Consider the following 19,849-nt stretch of genomic DNA (forward strand, 5'->3'; position numbering starts at 1 on the left):
ATGAATTTGGGACACTTGTACATCATCAGGCTGGTATTGCGGCCTACCCTCTTTTTATTCAAAACAACACCATGCGTCAGCAAGCCAACGCCTCACTCATCCTGCTGCAAAAAGCCCTTGCCCTGCATCAAAAAGGTGACCTGGCTCCCGCCGAAGAGCTCTACAAGAAAGTCCTGGCTAAGCTGCCCAAGCATTTCGAGGCCAATTACCTCTACGGTATGCTCAAGCTGCACCAGGAAGACTGGGAAGCGGCCGAGGCGCAACTGGCCCATGCCATCGAACTCAATCCTGATCACCCGGATACCTATTTCGACCATGCCGGCGCGCTGGTCCACCTGGGCCGCGATGACGAAGCGGTGCAACGCTACGATCAGATCCTGACGCACAACCCGGCCTTTACAGACGCCCTGCTGGCACGCGGCGCAGCATTGCGTCGCCTCAAGCGCAGCCGCGAAGCGCTGGCCGACTTCGAGCGCGCTGTCGCGCTGGCCCCGGACAATGCCGATGCCTGGTTCCAGCTGGGCAACAGCCAGCACGAGCATTACGGCTATCGTGACGCCCGCGCCAGCTATGAACGCGCCGTCGCGCTGCGCCCCGATTTCATCGAAGCCTGGTTCAACCTCGGCAATACCTGCAAGGACAGCTACCAGTTCGAGGAAGCCCTGCGTGCCTATGATCGCGCAATCCAGGAGCAACCGGACTTCTTCGAAGCCCAGTCCAACCGCGGCTATGTACTCTTCAAGATGCAGCGCCCGATGGAAGCCCTGGAAGCCTATGACCGCGCCCTGGCGCTGGACGATAGCTCGCCGGACCTGTGGTTCAACCGCGGCTCCACGCTGGAGCAGTTGTATCGCTTCAACGAAGCTACCGAATGCTATCGCCGCGCCCGCGAACTCAAGCCCGACGCCAACTCGGCTACCTGGAACGATGCCCTGCTGAAATTGCGCCAGGGAGATTTCGCCAATGGCTGGAAAGCCTTCGAAAGCCGCTGGGCCACCGAGCAGATGCGCGCCCAGGTGCGCCACTTCCTACAACCGCTGTGGCTGGGCGAGCAATCGCTGCAGGGCAAGACCATCCTGATCCATGCCGAACAAGGCTTTGGCGACACCCTGCAGTTCGTGCGCTACCTGCCGCGCGTGGCGGCCCTGGGCGCGCGCGTGATCCTGGAAGTGCCGCCGGCGCTGCTGCGCCTGCTGGCCAAGGTACCTGGCGCGGCCGAAGTCATCAGCAGCGAACAATTCCTGCGTCCGGGCTTCGACTATCACTGCCCGTTGATGAGCTTGCCGCTGGCCTGCCAAAGCTTGAGCGAAGCCGACATCCCGCGCGCCCCTTATCTGCTGCCCGAGGCCGACGCCTGGGCCGGCTGGCTGCAGCGCCTGCCGCATAACCGGGCCCTGCGCGTGGGCCTGGTGTGGGCCGGCAGCTCGGCCCAGACCCACCCGGAGGCAGTGCGCATCGACGAGCAGCGCTCGCTGCCCTTCGCAGCATTGGCACCAGTGGTGGAACTGGCACGCGAGCATTCCCGACTGGAGTTCTATTCGGTGCAGATGGGCGAGGCGGCAGTGGCGCAATTGCGCGCCCATCCACTATCGGCCCACGTGCGCGATTGCTCGCCAGAACTGCACGACTTTGCCGATACGTCGGGGCTGGTCGCCAACCTCGACCTGCTCATCAGCGTGGACACCTCGGTATGCCACCTGGCCGGTGCACTGGGCAAGCCGGTGTGGCTGCTCAACCGCGTCAACACCTGCTGGCGCTGGCAACTGGAGCGCAGCGATACGCCTTGGTATCCCAGCTTCACGATCTTCCGCCAGACCCAGGCCACGGACTGGAGCGAGGTCATTGCCCAGGTGCGCGCGGCACTGCAACAACAGCTGGCATAGAGCCTCTTCACATCTGGTACCATGCGCGCCGATGCGGATGAGCAGCTAATCCGCCGGAACCTGGCGCATCGGCTTGCCTCATACCCGTTAGGCAAGCCCCCAGCAACCCATACCGATGCCATAAGGCAGGCGGCACGGCCATGCGCCCTGCCGCCTGCGTCCTGTTGGCATGAAGAAACAAGGACACGATGATGCAAGCCCCCACTGCCTCCCCCCTCAACGCCCATGCCGGCGGGCCGCGCCTGCTGGCCGACATCGGCGGCACCAACGCCCGTTTCGCGCTGGAAACTGCGCCCGGCAAGATCGAACAAGTGCAGGTGCTGCGTGGTGCCGACTACCGTGAATTCACCGATGCCGTACAAGCCTACCTGAAGCTGGCCGGCCATCCCCCGGTCAGACATGCGGCCGTCGCCATCGCCAATCCGGTGCAGGGTGACCAAATCAAGATGACCAACCATGACTGGGCCTTTTCCATTGAAGCGGCGCGCCAACTGCTGGGTTTCGAGCTGCTGCTGGTGGTCAATGACTTCACCGCGCTATCGATGGCGGTGCCGCAACTGCGCACCGATGAGCTGCAGCAGATCGGCGGTGGTGCGCCCAAAGCCGAGCAGCCAGTGGGCCTGGTGGGAGCCGGCACCGGACTGGGCGTGGGCGGGCTGGTGCGGGGCGATGGCCATTGGCTGCCGCTGGCCAGCGAAGGCGGCCATGTCGCCTTCGCTCCGGCCAATGCGCGCGAAGCAGCGGTGCTGGCCTATGCCTGGCAATTCCATGAACACGTCTCGGCCGAACGACTGGTCTCCGGCCCCGGCCTGGAATTCATCCACCGTGCGCTGCTGGCCATCGATGGTCATGCCACAGCCGAGCTCAAGGCCGCCGAGATCGTCGAACGCGCCTTGCGACAAGGCGAAGCCCTCTGCCAGGAAACCCTGGACCTGTTCTGCAGTATGCTGGGCACGGTGGCTGCCGACCTGGCGCTGACCCTGGGCGCGCTGGGCGGCATCTATATCGGCGGCGGCGTGGTGCCGCATCTGGGCGACTACTTCGCCCGCTCGCCTTTCCGCGCCCGCTTCGAGAACAAGGGGCGCATGTCGGCACTGACCAAGGCCATTCCGACCTATGTGATCACGGCAGAATATCCGGCCTTCACAGGCGTGTCCGCGATCCTCGCCGATCGCCTGGATCCGCACGAGTAAACACAGCGGCAAACGGCTGACGAAGGCTGATGCGCCATGTTCGCGTCAGCCTTTTTTCATGGCATGGCGCGATGAAACACGCGTAACGATATGCAGCATGGGGGGAAGTAGAACGGAACGACTGGAAGAAACAGCGGAAGAAAGAGAAGAGGCGAGCCTTGTCTGCGGCACTTGCGGGAAATGGCTGTGGCTGCTTCGTTCCCGACCTGACCAGGTTGACCATGCCACAATGCGCAGGGGCCCGCCGGGGTGCATTGTATCCCAATTCACCTCGCCCCGACCAGCGAAATCATTGCAGTGCATCAGAAAGTGAAACCCCGCGCAAAATACGTAAACAATTTACGCGGTGTCGAACAAGCGCAATGCGCGCAGTCACCTGCGCGCGATGTTAAATCCCCAGATCCTTCCAGATGGTATCGACGCGTTTTTTCACCTCATCGCTCATGACGATGGGCGTACCCCATTCGCGATTGGTTTCACCGGGCCACTTGTTGGTGGCGTCGATACCCATCTTGCTGCCCAGCCCGCTGATGGGCGAGGCGAAGTCCAGGTAATCGATGGGCGTGTTATCCACCAGCACCGTATCGCGCACCGGATCCACCCGGGTGGTGATGGCCCAGATCACTTCCTTCCAATCGCGGATGTCGACATCCTCATCCACCACCACGATGAACTTGGTGTACATGAACTGGCGCAGGAAACTCCACACGCCGAACATCACCCGCTTGGCGTGGCCGGCGTAAGATTTCTTCATCTGCACTACCGCCATGCGATAGCTGCATCCCTCTGGAGGCAAGTAAAAATCAGTGATTTCGGCAAACTGCTTCTGCAGCAAGGGGACGAAAACTTCATTCAACGCCACACCCAGCACCGCCGGCTCATCGGGCGGCTTGCCGGTGTAGGTGGAGTGATAGATGGCATCGCGCCGCATGGTGATGCGGTCAATGGTGAAGACCGGGAACCAGTCCTGTTCATTGTAATAACCGGTGTGGTCGCCATACGGACCTTCCAGCGCGTGCTCGAAACCGGAGGCATGATGTTCATCCGGGTAGATATGCCCTTCCAGCACGATCTCGGCCGAGGCCGGTACCCGCAAGTCGCTACCCATGGCCTTGACCAGTTCGGTGCGACTGCCGCGCAAGAGACCAGCGAACTGGTATTCGGACAAACTATCGGGCACCGGCGTGACCGCTCCTAATATAGTGGCCGGATCGGCACCCAATGCCACCACCACCGGATAAGGCTGGCCCGGATGGGCGATGCAGTGCTCGCGGAAATCCAGCGCCCCGCCCCGATGGGCTAGCCAGCGCATGATGACCTTGTTGGGGCCCAGCACCTGTTGGCGATAGATGCCCAGATTCTGGCGTTTCTTGTGCGGCCCCTTGGTGATGACCAGACCCCAGGTGATCAACGGAGCGATGTCGCCCGGCCAGCAGTGCTGGATCGGCAGGCGCGACAAGTCCACGTCCTGGCCCTCCCACACCACATCCTGGCAGGGTGCTGAGCTACGCTCCTTGGGTGCCATGTCCCACAGCGACTTCACCAGCCCGCCCAGGTCCAGCACATCCTTGATGCCCTTGGGCGGTTCCGGCTCCTTCAGGCGGGCCAGCAGATGGCCGATGCGACGCAACTCACTGATGCTTTGCGCCCCCATACCCAGGGCCACACGATGGGGAGTACCGAAAAGATTCGCGAGAACGGGGATATTTTTCTGGTCGACCTGCTCAAAAAGAAGCGCCGGACCTTCGGCCCGCAGGGTGCGATCGGCAATTTCAGTCATTTCCAGACGGGACGAAACCGGATGCGAGACGCGTTTCAGCTCTCCTTTTTGTTGCAATTTGGAAATAAAATCTCGTAAATCGGTGTATTTCATACTTTTTAACAAATTTCTTTTTGCATCACGGCCGGCTCAACTATCCCCGGCAAACGCTTGATTCTATTGATTTTTGAAGGAAGGCCACGTTGAATATGATACACAAAAGTTATAAAGAACTATTTTCATAGTATTGACTCGATATAAAGTGGCTTCTACAATGCGCCCACTCTAAACCGAAGAGGTGAGCCATGGGCTCGTAGAGGCTTGACCGAAAATAGTCGAGCCAAGCAAGGTATCCAGGGATCCGGGGTCCCAGCAACTTAAGAAGTGTGTCCAGGGCGTCAGCCCTACTCCCCGAAACATGTCATCCGACGGCAGGGCCAGCAGGCCTCGCGGATGGCCTTGCCGTAACGCCTTGCGACGGTAACGTAATAGATTGCAGCAGCGACAGTTCAGCCGTTTGGTCTCCACTTCTTGGCCAGGCGCGCCCTGTTTTTGCCGCAATACAGCAGGAGGTTCAATGTCCAACCAAGCTTCCGAGGCGCCCTTATCAGGCGCCCCGCAGATGGTTCGCCGCGTGAATTTCCGGAATCTTTCCGGGAACCCACGCATTGCTCAATTTTTCGGCATCGCCCATCGTCTGCTGACGATGGCAGGGATTGCCGCGCTGTTCGTGCTGGGCCTGATGTTCTTCAACCCCGACCTGGCCGACAGGCTCATCAGCATGTCGCCCTTCTCGGATGCACCGGAAGAGGTCCAGGAAGCCGATGCACCGGCCACCCCGGCGCTGGCCGACCTGATGGCGCCCACCACCCCGGTGGCATCGGTCAATGCCTTAGCCGGTGCGGCCGTGGCAGGTTCGGTGCAGTCGGCCGTGGCAACCCAGCCGCAGCACCAGACCCAGGCGCTCACGCCTGAAGAACGCCAGTTGCTGGGCAATCCGCGCCAGCAAAAGCTGGTCACCAACTGGCTGGCCAAGCGCTATCGCGTGGCCAGCGACGCGGCCGACATGCTGGTCTCGGCGGCCTACCTGACGGCGCGCGACATCAAGCTTGATCCGCTGCTGATCCTGTCGGTGATCGCCATCGAATCGCGTTTCAATCCCTTCGCCGAAAGTCCGATGGGTGCGCAGGGCCTGATGCAGGTGATGGCCAAGGTACACCACGACAAGTTCCAGGAACTGGGTGGCATCAAAGCTGCCTTGAATCCCGTGGCCAATATCCGCGTGGGTTCGCAGATCCTGAAGGAATACGTCACCCGTGGCGGTTCAGTGGAAGCCGGCCTGAAGAGCTACGTGGGCGCCGCTGACATGAGCAATGATGGCGGTTATGGCATCAAGGTCTTGTCCGAATACCAGAACCTGAAGCAAGTGGCGATGGGCAAGAACGTCTCGATCTACACCACCGCCACCGTGAAGCTGCCTGCGGCCTCGGGCGTCTCGGCCAGCGCCGAACAACCCAAGCCGGCCAGCAACAATGTGGCTGCGGCGGCCAAGCCCAAGACCGAAGAACAACTCGCCGCGCTGTAATATCCATACAGCAAAGCGTGTTGCGATGTGAATATTACCGGTATTCAGAACGCACAAAAAAGGAGCCCTCGGGCTCCTCAGGTTGATGACGAACCCCGTGTTTTCGAACACGGGGTTTTGTTTTTCAGGCGCAGGTAATTTGCAGATGGTCGATGGCGCAGAAGCCAAGCAAGGCGCGCATTTTTCGCTGTAGCCACTTTTGTACGCTGGCAGAGGCGCTCAAACCGTGTAAAAGCGCGCGCAAGCGCGCCACCAACAGGGCAATCTTCTTCATGTTCTGGGCCGCCGCCGCCAACAAGCACTGCTCGGCGACCTTGCGCAATCCCCGCATACGGGCATAACGATGTCCGTGCAATTGCTTGGCGTCGGCGAAGCTGCGTTCTACCGTTTCCTTGCGTCGGGCATAGATGCGCTTGCCCCATTCGGTACGACGCCGATCATCCACCTTCTCCTTGGAACGCTCCCACACATGGCGCGTCACCACCTTGACCGCATTGGCGCTATTGGTGCATTGCTCGCGTACCTTGCAGCCTCGGCATTGCTCAGGGTTGGATTTGTATTCCCGATACCCGAGTCGATTGGTCGTGCTGTAGCGCAAGGGTTGACCCTGCGGGCAGATGTATTCGTCACGGTAGGCATCGTACTCATACGCCCGTTTAAAGAATGTCCCCGGCTTGTGGTTGGGTGTGCGGTAGCCCATCACGCCGCTGATCTCGCGATTCTCCAGTCCCTGGCAGACGGCCGGTGTGAAGTAGCCCGCATCCAGGCCAACGGCCTGTACATCAAATCCGAACGTCTGGCGCTGACGATCCAGGCGTGCCAGATAAGGCTGACTGTCATGGACTGAGGCGGGCGTGACATGGGTATCGGTAATGATGGAATGCTTGGCATCGACGGTGCGGTGATCCAGGTAGAAGAAGCCCTTGGGCTTGTCGTCGCGCACCATGTAGCCGCTCTCGGGATCGGTGCGACTGACCTTGATCTCTTTGGTGGGCGGCTCATCATCGTCGTCACGCTTGAGCGGTTTCTTGCCATGCTCGGCACGGTCGATATCCACAGCGGCATCCAGTTCGGCCAGATAGGCCGAGGGGGTCTGGGTAACTTGAACGTAGTCGAACTTGTTCTTGTTGGCGTTGGCCTTGAGGTGGGTGCTGTCGCTGTAGAGCACACGGCCATCGACCATGCCGCGTCCAATGGCCTGGCGCACGATCTCGTCGAAGATCTCTTGATAGACGGTGGTATCAATGAAGCGGCGGCGCCGGTTCTGGGAGAAGGTGGATGAGTCCGGTACCTTGTCGGTCAGACGGAATCCGGCAAACCAGCGATAGGCCACATTGACCTGGACCTCGCGGATGAGCTGGCGCTCGCTGCGGATACCGAAGAGGTAACCGATGAACAAGAGCTTGAAGAGTACCACCGGGTCCAGTGCCGGGCGGCCATTGTCGGCGCAATACAGATGCGCCACCTTCTCTCGGATGAACTCGAAATCCACCGCCGCGTCGATCTTGCGCAGCAGGTGGTCCTTGGGCACGAGCATCTCGATGGTCACCATCTCTAACTCGTGCTGGGCGGCTGTCGGTTTTTTGAGCATGACCGATTAAACAACAAAGCCTTGGCTTTCGCCAAGGCTTTGTCATCAATCTGAGGAGCCCTCGGGCTCCTTTTTTTACGCCTGCAGCCAGGCTGCGCGACAGCGCGGCGCTCAGGTGACGTTCAGGCCGCCTTCTTGCGCTCGGCAAAAAACACCCGCAGACGGGCCACGGCTTCCTGCAGCTTTTCCATCGACGTGGCATAGGACAGGCGGATATAGCGGCGCGCCGTGAAGGGACCGAAATCCAGCCCCGGCACCAGCACCACGCCAGCTTCATTGAGCATGTCCAGGCTCAGCTGGTCGGCATCGTCGCACAGGGCGCTGCAATCGGCATACACATAGAAGGCGCCATCCGGTACCACCGGCACGCTAAAGCCCAGGCTTTCCAGCGCCGGCACGATGTAGTCGCGACGACGCTTGAACTCGGCCTTGCGCGCTTCATAGACGGCGATGGTCTCGGGAGTGAAGCAGGCCACGGCGGCGTGCTGGGCAATCGAGGAAGCACAGATCAACAGGTTCTGCGCCAGCTTCTCGACCTGCGGCACCAAGGCCGGCGGCAACACCAGCCAGCCCAGGCGCCAGCCGGTCATATTGAAATACTTGGAGAAGCTGTTGATGACCACCACATCCTCGCCCAGCGACAGCGCCGAGAACGGTGCGCCTTCATAGGACAAGCCCTGGTAGATCTCATCGACGATGGTAAAGCCGCCGCGCTGGCGCACTTCACCGAGAATGGCGCGTAGCTCGTCGGGGGCAATGGAGGTACCGGTGGGATTGGAGGGCGAGGCCAGCAGCACGCCACGCGTGCGCTCACCCCAGTGCTCGCGCACCATCTGCGCCGATAGCTGGAAGCGATGTTCCGGGCCACTGGCGATGAGCTTGGCCCGGCCCTCGAAGGCCGCCACGAAATGGCGGTTGCAGGGATAGCTGGGGTCGGGCATCAACACTTCGCTGTCGCGCTCGACCAATGCGGCACAGGCCAGCAGCAAGGCCGCCGACGCACCAGCGGTGATGACGATACGCTCAGGCGCGATCTCCAGGCCATAGACGCTGCGGTAATGGTCCGAAATGGCCTGGCGCAATGCCGGCAGGCCGGTGGCCGAGGTGTATTGCATCTTGCCCTCGGCCATGGCGCGGGTGGCCGCCTCGACTACGGCGGGTGGCGCCGTGAAATCGGGTTCGCCGATCCCCATGTGGATCAGGTCGCGTCCCTGCTGGGCCAGGATGTCAGCCTTCTTGGACAATTCCATCACGTGGAAGGGAGCGATGTGCTGCAAACGTGAAGCAAGTTGATTCAGGTTCATGCGCTAATTCCAGACAACAAGGGACAACGAAGACAAATGGCGGCGCTCGGGAGCCTCACCAAAAAAGCGAGCAATACTCGCTTCAAATACGCTTAACGACGACCGGCCGCTTCCACTTCAGTGGCACGGGTCTGGGCCGCGAACCGGTCCAACACGCCATTGACGTACTTGTGACCATCGATGCCGCCAAAGGACTTGGCCAGTTCCACGGCTTCGTTGATGACCACCTTGTAGGGGATCTCGATGTGGTTCTGCAGCTCGTAGGCACCGATGAGCAAGGCGGCGTGTTCCACCGGCGAGAGTTCCTTGATGGGACGATCAATCAGCGGCGACAGGCCGGCACGCAGCTTGTCGGCGTCACGAATGGCACCGGTGAGCAAGGTATCGAAGTGCTCGGCGTCGGCCTTGTCGAAACCGTGGGCTTGGCGGATATGGGCTTCGATGGCACCCGCGTCCTCGTGATTGAGCAGCCATTGGTACAAGCCCTGCAACGCGAACTCGCGGGCGCGGTGACGCGGGGTGCGGTTCTTGTTCGAATTGGCGTGTTGAGATTTGTTCGACATGATGATTGCGGCCGGGGGCCTTGGATAACTGAAACAAATGAATGCGAGTGCTGGCACCAGGCCAGCAGTGCGGCTGCGGGACGCATGTCCCGCAGCGCCTATGAATTATTCTTCTTCGGTGGCCTGACCGAGTTCTTCCAGCACGATGGACAGGTTGGCCATTTCCACGGCCACGCGGGCGGCATCGGCGCCCTTCTCGGCCATGCGCACTTCGGCCTGTTCATCGTTCTCGGTAGTGAGCACGGCGTTGGCAATGGGCAGACCGAAGTCCAGGCCGATGCGGGTGATGCCGGCGCCGGATTCGTTGGAGACCAGCTCGAAGTGATAGGTCTCGCCACGGATGACCGCGCCCAGCGCGATCAGGGCGTCGAACTGTTCGGTCTCGGCCATCTTCTGCAGCGCCAGCGGGATTTCCAGCGCGCCGGGCACGGTCACGTGCAGGATGTCTTCATCGGCCACGCCCAGGTGCTTCAGTTCGGCCAGGCAGGCGGCCAGCAGGCCATGGCAGACGTCTTCATTGAAGCGCGCCTGCACGATACCGATGCGCAAGCTTTCGCCATTGAGGTCTGGGTCGTAGGTTCCGATGGTCATGGCTGTTCCTTCTGGTTAGGTTGACTTGCGTAATGGTTGGATTGCCGGAGGCCGCTCACGCGCCTTCGCGCGTCTGGTAACCGGTCACTTCGAGCTGGAAGCCGGTCATCGAGGGCATCTTGCGCGGGCTGGCCAAGAGCTTCATCTTGCATACCCCCAGGTCTTTCAGGATCTGGGCGCCGATGCCGTAGGTGCGCAGGTCCATGCGGTCGGCGCGGGCGGGCTTGGCGGCGGCGGGTGTGCCGACCTTGTTCAACGCACCGAACTGGTCGAACATCTGCTGTGCCGATTCCTCGCAGTTGAGCAGCACGATCACACCGGACTCGGCGGCCTGCACGGCCTGCATGGCCGCAGCCAGGTTCCAGGAGTGGGTGGTCACGCCCGCTTCCAGCAAGTCCAGGATCGACACCGGCTGGTGCACGCGCACCAGGGTTTCCCTGCCCGGCTGGATGTCACCGTGCACCAGCGCCAGGTGGGCGCCACCGGAGGGCGTATCGCGATAGGCGATGGCCTTGAAGCTGCCATGGGCGGTCTGCATCTCGCGCTCGGCCACGCGTTCGATGATGCTCTCGTTGCGGCTACGGTAATGGATCAGGTCGGCGATGGTACCGATTTTCAGCTTGTGCTTCTGGGCGAATTCCAGCAGATCCGGCAGGCGGGCCATGGTGCCGTCGTCCTTCAGGATCTCGCAGATCACGGACGCCGGAGTCAGGCCGGCCATGGCGGTCAGGTCGCACCCGGCCTCGGTATGGCCGGCGCGCATGAGCACCCCGCCCTTCTGCGCACGCAGCGGGAAGATGTGGCCCGGCTGCACCAGATCCGACGGCTTGGCGCCCTTGGAGGCGGCCACCTGGATGGTGCGCGCGCGGTCGGCGGCGGAAATACCGGTGGTCACGCCTTCGGCGGCTTCGATGGAGACCGTGAAATTGGTGCCGTAAGCCGTGCCGTTGCGGCTGGCCATGAGCGGCAGGTCGAGCTGGTCGACATGTTCCTCGGTCAGGGTCAGGCAGACCAGGCCACGCGCATGGGTGACCATGAAGTTGATGGCTTCGGGCGTGACGAAATCGGTGGCCAGGACCAGGTCACCTTCGTTTTCGCGGTCTTCTTCATCGACCAGGATCACCATGCGACCAGCACGGAGTTCGGCGACGATTTCTTCGGTTGTAGCAAGTGGCATATTCGCGCTCTTTTCCCAATTGGAACCCGCTATTTTAAAGGATTGCGGGCCTCTCCCGCTGGGCAATTACGCCGCCTGTGCAGCCTGGGTACGTTGCAGTGCTTCCAGCAACAGTGCCGGGTCGCCCAGCGCCAATCGCTTGGAATCCGACAGGGTCTGGCGGAAGGCACGCGCACCGGGCATTCCGGCCAGCAGGCCCAGCATGTGGCGGGTGATGCTGTTCAGCCGCAGGCCACGGCCATTGTCGCCATGCAACTCCAGCTGACGCTTGATATAGGGCAACATGGCTGCGATCACCTCGGCCCGGCTGGGCTGGCGGCCTCCCTCCAGGTCGCCGTAGTAGCGGGCATCGAAGCTGGCCATCAGATAGGGGTTGTGATACGCCTCGCGACCCAGCATGACGCCATCCACGTGCTGCAGGTGTTCATCGATCTCGGGCAGGGTCTTGATGCCGCCGTTGATGAGGATTTCCAGTTGCGGGAAATCCTTCTTCAACTGATAGGCGTAGTGGTATTTCAGCGGCGGAATCTCGCGGTTTTCCTTGGGGCTCAAGCCCTTGAGGATGGCATTGCGGGCATGGACGATGAAGGTCTGGCAACCCGCCTCGGCAATCTGGCCCACGAAGTCGCGCACGAAGTCATAGGATTGCACGTCATCGATGCCGATGCGGTGTTTCACGGTCACGTCGATCGATACTGCATCACGCATGGCCTTGACGCAATCGGCCACCAGCGCCGGCTCGCCCATCAGGCAGGCACCGAAGGCGCCCTTCTGGACGCGCTCGGAGGGGCAGCCACAGTTCAGGTTGATCTCGTCATAGCCCCACTGCTCGCCCAGCTTGGCGCTATGCGCCAGGTCGGCCGGCTCGCTGCCGCCCAGTTGCAGGGCCACCGGGTGTTCCTGTTCATCGAAATCGAGGTGGCGCGGCACATCGCCATGCAGCAGCGCACCGGTGGTGACCATCTCGGTGTAGAGCCAGGTGTGACGCGTGATCTGACGATGGAAGACGCGGCAGTGGCGGTCGGTCCAGTCCATCATCGGGGCGACAGAAATCCTCCGAGACGGCAAACTCGGTTTATTTCCAGCACTGGCAAGGCTTTCTGGCGCGTCTTTGGCCAATTCAGACTTCACGATATTTCACGAAAATAAATGGTTTATCATTCACCATTGGACAAAAAATGGACAAAATCCAAATGGCGACATTCCAGAAAATTGGCAAGCGTTGGCGTGCGAGGATTCGGAGGAAGGGATTTCCCGCGCAGAGCGAGATGTTCGACACAAAGGCGCAGGCACAAGAGTGGGCTTCGCGGCAGGAAGCCGACATGCGGGCGCTCAAATTTCAGGACGTCCGTATCATAGCAGACAAGACCCTCGCCTCCGCCATCGAGCGCTATGTAGAGGAGCAGACCCAAGTCAGACCGTTGGGCAAAAACAAAAAGGCGGTGTTGTCAAATCTAAAACTCGCACTCGGCAAGCACACGATGCCAGCACTCACCGGGGACGTCCTGATCGACTATGTGAAGGACAGAAAAGCTGCCGGCGCTGGTGGAGTGACAATTGCCGTTGACCTCACTTACCTGACCAGCGTGATCAAAGCCGCCAAGAACATCTGGCGCTGGCCTGTGAACTTGGATGCCATCGACCAAGCGCGCGCCTACATGGCGCACATCGGTTTATCGACGAGGTCGAAAGAGCGCATGCGACGGCCGACGAAAGTCGAACTAAGCAACATCAGCACCTGGTTCCTAGTGAAAGTGCGACAGAAGGTTCCGATGGCAGATCTGATCGCCTTTGCGGTCGACACGGCAATGCGCCTGAGCGAGATCATCAACCTCAAATGGGTTGACCTAAACGAGCAGGACAAGACCATTATCATCCGGAATCGAAAGCATCCTCGGGCAAAAATTGGCAATGATCAGGAGGTCCCCCTCCTCGGCGACGCTTTCGATATCGTCAAGCGCCAGCCCAGGGTCGACAAGGAAGAGCGTATTTTCCCTGTTACCGAGGGCACGGTTAGCTCTCTCTTTCCCCGTGCCTGCAAGGCACTTGGCATCAAGGATTTGCGCTTTCACGATCTCCGGCATGAAGGTGTTTCGCGACTATTTGAACGCGGATACACCATCGAACAAGTCGCCCTAGTTTCTGGGCACCGTGATTGGAAGATGTTAGCGAGATATACCCAGATACGCGCCAAGGATCTGCATTTGCCTCACAACCGGAAGCGCCTGTCTGACAGGAACAGCGTTCCAAGCTCTCCAACAGCAAAAAGCGGGTAAAAGCGCTTTTGTGCCTGGACTTCGGTTCCCAATTTCAAGGGACCCAGAATAAGTTCGCCATAGCCAATTGATATGTCTTGGGGCAAGCCCACTGCGCGTTCATAACGCTCGAACCATCGCGCGGCGGCGGTGCGACATTGGGGACCAAAACCTACGATTATTATGAGTAAAGGAGTAGGTCTTGAGCGCTTGGTATATGCATCAAGGAGCTCGAAAATAATGCCATCAAAATCCTCTATTCCAACAAAAATCTGGATATTCAACTCAACGAGGGTACTGTCGATACTAACGCGCTCCACACCATCCCCTGTTTGCAGCATGGGGATGTTCCTACTATGAAGCCACTCTTTTACATAGGTCCCTGCACGTTCAAGATCAGATAACGGAGGTTGGTTATGAATTGGATTAGCATTGTTCCACCGCAGCACATCCACTACATCGTCAATCGATTGCTGCTGAACTTCGACCTTCAGATTTTCTTTTGCGTGAGTAAGGAAGGTCGCAGAGTTATACATGTGAAAGAAGTCAACGCCCGCCTCTCTTCTCAGTTCTTCACGAAGCTCAGGTCTTGGACCAATTTTCTTTGGGCCGCTTTCCCTTACTGATTGCCACCAATCCTCCTTGTCATCGTCAGTCAAGAAAATTATTTTTTTTATAGCTTTTTCCTTTGCGTACTCAATCAGCTGCTTCCAGAGTATCAAATCACCGTACTTTGCCTCATACAGTAGACCTTGAAACATAAACTGCGCGCTTCCGCCTTTGTCTTTTTGGGCATCTTTAAATCCCGGCGGCATTTCGCACTTAAACCTGACGTCGCCATCTCTCTGAATTTTTGCGAGCGAGTCTTTAGTAGGTGCGTTGCCCACACGTCCCGCGAACACCATATCCAGCCTATCCCGAATGCTATCGCGATCAAGACTGACGTCATCACTCTCTTTCAACTGCTGCAATTTTTCCCCGAACCCACGTATCGATTCAGCAATTTCTTTCAGTATAGGATCCACATTAATTGTCGAATGCCGATTGGCCAACTGTAGTTCCGCCAACTTCTTCGTCATAGTCTGCAAACCATTTTCTAGGGCACTCTGAACCTCCGAAAATCTGCGTTGCTGCTCAGCAATTACCCCCAACCGTCCCCTCTGAAACTCCATCCCAACGTGAAACGGAATCCAAAGCTGGCTCTGTAGTTTCTCGAAGAGTTCTAGCAACTCATTTCGAGCACTCAATGGAAATCGATACAAATTTAAGAGGATGTTCGTGTCGAGAACAAAAAGAGCACTAGCCCATGCGTCTTTCAGTTCGGCATCGGAAGGACGATAAAACGCCGCAAAAATATCGCGCATTGTTTAGAAAGAATTGTCTACGATACCCTCATCATACCCTGTTGATGATTGGTCTTTTGACCTAGTATCAGCCGCACCATAAATAAAAAACTACGCCAAAAGTTACGCCATTCGAGCGTTGCTTCAAATGGCAACGGCTCGACTACTTAAGTCAGTAGCCGAGCCGTCTATATCGCTGTTTGCGGGGATAGGTTTGGCCTTTATCTACCGTTCAGAATTAGATAGTCACGGCCGTTGCATAGCGCAAAGCTTATTTTTGACACTTTAAAAGTCAGAACCAATAATGCCCCCTATGTCGGGCGCGCTGGCATCTGGCTCGCGAGTTTCTGAAGAGCAATTCTGGTACGCTCTTCTTCAGACTTTCTTAGCTTCTCCTCAGCTACTTTTTTCAAAATTAGATCGATGGCCAGCTCCATTAGATCGATTACCGCACCGCACCTCTCGTTACTCCATTGATGCAGACCTTCACTCAGAATCGAATAAAGCTGCGGTGTATTATTTAAGAACTCTGGAACTCGGTCTTTAACTAAACCAACCTTTTCCCCAAAGGAGCCTCTCGAGTATGCGACCGCATCAAAACTAGGATCCTCTCGCCCCTTCTCAACGGCAGCTATATCGACAAGCTTCTCCAAAATTCTTCTAAGATGAAGAAACGCAGCAATATTATTGCCATGCGCGGAAAGCAACAGCGCCTCCCGGAATTCACTTCGAGCTTCTTTATCCAATAAAGCTTCGTGAGCCTTGAGCGGCTTTTTCATCGATAGTAACGAAGGGATTTGGCCGCATTTCACGATTTCGTAGTTGCCAGATGTCGGGTTCGATGAGACAGCAAAATAAGCGTGAAAATGATGTTCCAGCACTCGCGAGCACTGGTAAGTCACCGCGTAATGCCGACTATTATCAATCCACACTCGCGAAAGATCATCAGCGCGGCCGAAGGCTAGCTGCATACCGGTGAGTTCGGCATTAACATGATCCAAAAAGGGATCTTCTGCGCGAACCCAAGTCGTGTCTTGGCAGCAATTTGGGCAGTAACTATCGAAACGCATCGTTTCGCCGCTGCGCATTTCTTGTATAAACCCACCAATTTGCAAAGCATTCCCAGATAAGGGAGCATAAAGAGGGAATTCGAAAACAAATTCCTTTACTGACTTATCTTCTAGTTGCAACTTAGCCATTTCCCTCTCTCGCTATAAAATTTCAAGTTATTTTAACCATTCAACCCGCTACACGGGGTGCCTATTCAATTGCATCGAAAAATGACCTAGGCAAGTGTCAACTCTGCGAGTCAATCAATTCATGATCGGCTTCCTCAGCGAACAAAAGCCGAGTATATCGGCTTCCGATTCGCCGATCTTTAAAAGAGGCCTACAGGTTCGCCTTCTCTATCCCAGCTGTAAATCAATAGCTCGCCCCTCCGAGTGGCCCTTCCGCCACCGCCTACCGTGTAGTCAATGCTCAACTCGTCGTGCTGAAAGCTGGCGAAAATCTCTCGGATCATCGGGTGATCGTTGATGCTGACGATAGCCTTGCCCTGCAACGAACGCATCATGCACGCCATTTTCTCGTACTCGCCCACCGGGAATGGCACGCCATAGCCTTCCGTCTCCAGATATGGCGGGTCCATGTAGAAGAACGTATGGGGCCGGTCATAGCGATCAACGCACTTTGCCCAGTCGAGCCGCTCGATCTGCGCAGCAGCCAGCCGCAAGTGCGCGGCCGACAGCGTCTCCTCGATCCGAAGCAGGTTGACGGGAGGCGCCGTCGTAGCCGTGCCCCATGTCTGTCCCTCGACTTTTCCGCCGAAGCAATGCTGCTGCAGGTAGAAGAAGCGGGCTGCACGCTGGATGTCGGTCAGAGTCTCTGGTGGCGTGTCCTGAAGCCACTTGAAGATCTCCCTGCTGGACAGTGACCACTTGAACTGGCGGACGAACTCCTCCAGGTGGTTTTGGACGACACGGTACAAATTGACCACATCGCCGTTCACGTCGTTGATTACCTCGACCTTCGCTGGCGAGCGCAGGAAGTACAGAGCTGCGCCGCCTGCAAACACCTCGACATAGCAGGTATGCGCGGGGAATCGAGGGATGATGGTATCGGCGAGGCGACGTTTGCCGCCGAGCCATGGAATGATGGGATTGGGTGTTGCCACTGTGAACCTTCCTTGTTGTGGTAGACTCCTGCCCGCCTCGCGAGGCTGGTAGGGCCCTGGCTTGATTCACTGCTTACTCAGTGGATTGAGGCCCGGTCCGGTTGTTACAGCAACCGGCCGGGCGCTCTACTCTTACTGCTGTCCTGCTTCGTTAATCACTTGCTCTGCGCGGTGGTACTTGTCGACGCAGGCGTTGAGGTCCCGCACGATGTCATCGCCTTCGAGGGCGAAATCGAGAATTCGCCCAGCAGCCGCTGGCAGAAGGTCAGCTCGCGCTTCTCGATCCCCAGCGGCGGCAGCTTGGGCAGCGGCGGCTGCACTAGCCGCGTCGACGGTGACTGACAGGCGCACAGCACCAGCACGCAGCTCACCGCGCAAAACATCCATTTGCTTCTTTGCATTCTCTTTCTCCTGTTGTGCAGCGGCCGTGATCGCAGCGACGGCCTGCTGGCCACTACGTTCAGCCTCTCGGTATCGTTCGGTGGCGCTGGCCAAGGCAAGCGCATGCTGCTCACTGACCTCAGCCGCCCTGCCCTCATCGATCTGCGCCTGGCGATGGCCACCCCATAGGTAGCCGCCAATCAGGCCCAGACAGAGGGCCAACACCACAGCGCCCAGGACGGCCGCGACGGTCTGAAGCCTGTTCATGGGATCACCTCCAGCGCACGCTCATAGATGGCCTTACGCTCGGCAAAGCCGTTGGCGTCACCGATGGCCACCGTTTTCTTGCCCCGGTTGACCAGGTCACTCACGCCATCGATGTCGCCGGCATCCGCCCACTTGGCCAAGCCATTGACCGACCAGAACCAGCCGGCAGCGCGACACCCGTGGACCGGCTCGCACAGCAGCCGGGGCTGCTCCACGCAATCCACGTGCAGCGCCAGCATCGCGGCCAGGTGGTTGTGGTAGCCGGTGATCTGGATCGGGCCGTGCCCTTTCCAGAAGCGGCCCGGCGTCGAGCCGTGAGCAGCCGCGATCCGGATCGCCTCCGGATTGGTGTTTCCCAGATCTGCCCGGTTGTCATAGGCGGCGCCGCTGGCCAGCTCCTCCATGAAGTGGAACTGGCCCGACTCGTGGCCGACCTGTGACAGGAAGGCCGCCATGCGCAGGCGCGTATCGATCCCGAATTCCTGCATGGCTGCGTTGAGGGGCTCCAAAAAAAACGATGCCCGCGTGGAAGCGGGCATGATGCGTTGGAGCTGGGCAAGCGTGAGTATCATCTTGGCTCTCCGATATCGGTTGAACGACGGTTGCGATAGATCCACCCACCGGCCAACAGGCCGGCCACCCCGACGTTCGAGATCACCTCGGCCGGCTGCGGGCTGATGTAGCCATACAGCGGGCCGGTGATCACCCCGAATGCGCCCACGGCCGAGATGACGTACCACGCACGCACCAGGTGATTGCTGCGATGGTTCATTCGGTTCAGCGCGAAGACGCAGTGGAGGAAGAGCGCGAGGCTGGCCAGGAAGTTGACGACCAGCAGGTAGTCGGTAGCGAGCAGGATCTTGATCATTTGGATGGCTCCTGGTTGATGTTGCCCCCTCCGAATTTGGTACGCATCCACCCCAGTGCCAGCGGAATGATCGTCTGCGAACTGGCCCCGATCAGGAAGCCGCTGCAGAGGCGCGTGGCTTCGGAGTACTTCCCGGACCAGGCGAACGCATCCGACTGGATCGCCCAGGCGTGCAGCATGGGGCCGACGTAGCCTCCCATGAGCGCGCTGGTGATCAGGATCATGACCGCCCGAGGGCGGGATACTGGAGGCAGGCTGGAGAGCATGGCCAGGCCACCGGCCAGCCCTGCCAGCAGCATCTCGTACTGCAGTCCCAGGAATGACCCTGTAATGGTGATGGTGCCGACGGCAAACGCCCCCGAGCCGGCGCCGATCACTGCCCCTGTTGTTGGTTCTGGCATGTATGTCCCCGAAAGAAATGAAAAAGCCGCCAAGCTGGCGGCCGTGCTGTGCAGACGTCTGCACTACCGGAAGGTCATTCCAGCGACGGAACGAGCAGCCGCCCCTTTTCCGGCAGCTGCGATATGAGCCAGGCCGGTACCGGGCCGCCACCGTCGTAGCGCAGTTCTTGACCGTCGAGCACCACCTGGCTGCCGATAGGGTATTCCGCGAAGATGGCCAGCTCATCGCCAGCGGCCGGCTGCAGCACGTAGAAGAGCCGGTCCTGACGATGGTCTTCTACCAGCTGCCATCCGCTGCCAACAACACGGGCAACATAGCCTTGCGGCGCGGCCGGCGGCTCCTCGATCAAGGCGCCGTAGGGAATATTGAAGTCGCCCGGCTGCAGGGGCAGCTCAAAGGCGTGGGTCGCATACAGGAAGAAGCCCAGCGGATCGGCTTGATATACGGTGATCGAACTCATTGTTTACCTTTTGAAAAAATGACAGCAGGCGCATTGAAAGCACCGGAAGAGGCT

The 19,849-nt window shown here is 58.9% G+C and carries 19 protein-coding genes and 1 other RNA gene; 4 read left to right on the top strand and 16 right to left on the bottom strand.

The annotated features are described in order from the left end of the window. Positions 1-71: 71 nt before the first annotated feature. Positions 72-1,883, top strand: coding sequence for a tetratricopeptide repeat protein (locus RC54_RS18830; RefSeq protein ID WP_058896460.1), 1,812 nt, complete (start codon positions 72-74; stop codon positions 1,881-1,883). A 191-nt stretch (positions 1,884-2,074) separates the two neighbouring features. Then, positions 2,075-3,076: a glucokinase gene (locus RC54_RS18835; RefSeq protein ID WP_123020509.1), complete on the top strand. Its 1,002-nt coding sequence runs from the start codon at positions 2,075-2,077 to the stop codon at positions 3,074-3,076. A gap of 147 nt (positions 3,077-3,223) precedes the next feature. Here RC54_RS18835 and ffs read toward each other — a convergent pair. Continuing rightward, an RNA gene (ffs, locus tag RC54_RS18840) (signal recognition particle sRNA small type) lies at positions 3,224-3,322 on the bottom strand. 142 nt (positions 3,323-3,464) lie between these two features. Beyond that, complete coding sequence (gene ubiD, locus RC54_RS18845; RefSeq protein WP_058896462.1) at positions 3,465-4,949, bottom strand: 4-hydroxy-3-polyprenylbenzoate decarboxylase; 1,485 nt, start codon at positions 4,947-4,949, stop codon at positions 3,465-3,467. Positions 4,950-5,412: 463 nt separating this feature from the next. On the opposite strand from ubiD, the gene RC54_RS18850 reads away from it, so the two are divergent. After that, positions 5,413-6,420, top strand: a complete 1,008-nt coding sequence (locus RC54_RS18850; RefSeq protein ID WP_058896463.1) for a lytic transglycosylase domain-containing protein — start codon at positions 5,413-5,415, stop codon at positions 6,418-6,420. A 124-nt stretch (positions 6,421-6,544) separates the two neighbouring features. On the opposite strand, the gene RC54_RS18855 is transcribed toward RC54_RS18850, so the two are convergent. The 6 genes from RC54_RS18855 to dusA all read right to left on the bottom strand — a co-directional run bounded on the left by RC54_RS18855 (position 6,545) and on the right by dusA (position 12,714). Continuing rightward, entirely contained in the window at positions 6,545-8,011 is a 1,467-nt protein-coding gene (locus tag RC54_RS18855; RefSeq protein ID WP_244216356.1) for an IS1182 family transposase, read from the bottom strand. Between the two features lie 122 nt (positions 8,012-8,133). Next, positions 8,134-9,315, bottom strand: a complete 1,182-nt coding sequence (locus tag RC54_RS18860) for a pyridoxal phosphate-dependent aminotransferase (RefSeq protein WP_058896464.1) — start codon at positions 9,313-9,315, stop codon at positions 8,134-8,136. A gap of 92 nt (positions 9,316-9,407) precedes the next feature. Continuing rightward, entirely contained in the window at positions 9,408-9,878 is a 471-nt protein-coding gene (gene nusB, locus RC54_RS18865; RefSeq protein ID WP_058896465.1) for a transcription antitermination factor NusB, read from the bottom strand. Positions 9,879-9,983: 105 nt separating this feature from the next. Next, positions 9,984-10,469, bottom strand: coding sequence for a 6,7-dimethyl-8-ribityllumazine synthase (ribH, locus tag RC54_RS18870; protein WP_017452181.1), 486 nt, complete (start codon positions 10,467-10,469; stop codon positions 9,984-9,986). Positions 10,470-10,524: 55 nt separating this feature from the next. Beyond that, positions 10,525-11,646, bottom strand: a complete 1,122-nt coding sequence (ribBA, locus tag RC54_RS18875; protein WP_061790699.1) for a bifunctional 3,4-dihydroxy-2-butanone-4-phosphate synthase/GTP cyclohydrolase II — start codon at positions 11,644-11,646, stop codon at positions 10,525-10,527. Positions 11,647-11,712: 66 nt separating this feature from the next. After that, positions 11,713-12,714: a tRNA dihydrouridine(20/20a) synthase DusA gene (gene dusA / locus RC54_RS18880; RefSeq protein WP_255221018.1), complete on the bottom strand. Its 1,002-nt coding sequence runs from the start codon at positions 12,712-12,714 to the stop codon at positions 11,713-11,715. A 110-nt stretch (positions 12,715-12,824) separates the two neighbouring features. Here dusA and RC54_RS18885 point away from each other — a divergent pair, with 110 nt between their 5' ends. Then, positions 12,825-13,922, top strand: a complete 1,098-nt coding sequence (locus tag RC54_RS18885; RefSeq protein WP_244216382.1) for a tyrosine-type recombinase/integrase — start codon at positions 12,825-12,827, stop codon at positions 13,920-13,922. Here RC54_RS18885 and RC54_RS18890 read toward each other — a convergent pair. The 8 genes from RC54_RS18890 to RC54_RS18925 form a co-directional block, all read right to left on the bottom strand. Next, a complete protein-coding gene (locus RC54_RS18890) occupies positions 13,856-15,265 on the bottom strand; it encodes a PIN-like domain-containing protein (protein ID WP_061790698.1) in 1,410 nt (469 codons plus the stop codon). The two genes, RC54_RS18885 and RC54_RS18890, sit on opposite strands and share 67 nt — an antisense overlap. 290 nt (positions 15,266-15,555) lie before the next feature. After that, on the bottom strand, positions 15,556-16,443 hold the full coding sequence (locus RC54_RS18895) for a hypothetical protein (protein WP_061790697.1): 888 nt from the start codon (positions 16,441-16,443) through the stop codon (positions 15,556-15,558). Between the two features lie 179 nt (positions 16,444-16,622). After that, complete coding sequence (locus RC54_RS18900; protein ID WP_061790696.1) at positions 16,623-17,417, bottom strand: DNA adenine methylase; 795 nt, start codon at positions 17,415-17,417, stop codon at positions 16,623-16,625. A gap of 132 nt (positions 17,418-17,549) precedes the next feature. Continuing rightward, positions 17,550-18,065 carry a lysis system i-spanin subunit Rz gene (locus RC54_RS18905; RefSeq protein WP_061790695.1) on the bottom strand — a complete coding sequence of 172 codons (516 nt, stop codon included), beginning with the start codon at positions 18,063-18,065 and terminating at the stop codon, positions 17,550-17,552. Then, positions 18,062-18,637 (bottom strand): glycoside hydrolase family 19 protein, encoded by a 576-nt coding sequence (locus tag RC54_RS18910; RefSeq protein ID WP_123020474.1) that lies wholly within the window; start codon positions 18,635-18,637, stop codon positions 18,062-18,064. Before RC54_RS18910 ends, RC54_RS18905 begins: the two co-directional genes overlap by 4 nt. Continuing rightward, the gene (locus tag RC54_RS18915) at positions 18,634-18,933 is read right to left on the bottom strand and encodes a hypothetical protein (RefSeq protein WP_061790752.1); all 300 of its coding nucleotides are present in this window, start codon (positions 18,931-18,933) and stop codon (positions 18,634-18,636) included. Before RC54_RS18915 ends, RC54_RS18910 begins: the two co-directional genes overlap by 4 nt. Next, entirely contained in the window at positions 18,930-19,334 is a 405-nt protein-coding gene (locus RC54_RS18920) for a restriction endonuclease (protein ID WP_244216383.1), read from the bottom strand. Before RC54_RS18920 ends, RC54_RS18915 begins: the two co-directional genes overlap by 4 nt. 74 nt (positions 19,335-19,408) lie before the next feature. Continuing rightward, positions 19,409-19,795, bottom strand: coding sequence for a hypothetical protein (locus tag RC54_RS18925; RefSeq protein WP_061790750.1), 387 nt, complete (start codon positions 19,793-19,795; stop codon positions 19,409-19,411). Positions 19,796-19,849 lie beyond the last annotated feature (54 nt).

The organism is Herbaspirillum rubrisubalbicans (genome assembly GCF_003719195.1).
GTDB classification, from domain to species: domain Bacteria; phylum Pseudomonadota; class Gammaproteobacteria; order Burkholderiales; family Burkholderiaceae_D; genus Herbaspirillum; species Herbaspirillum rubrisubalbicans.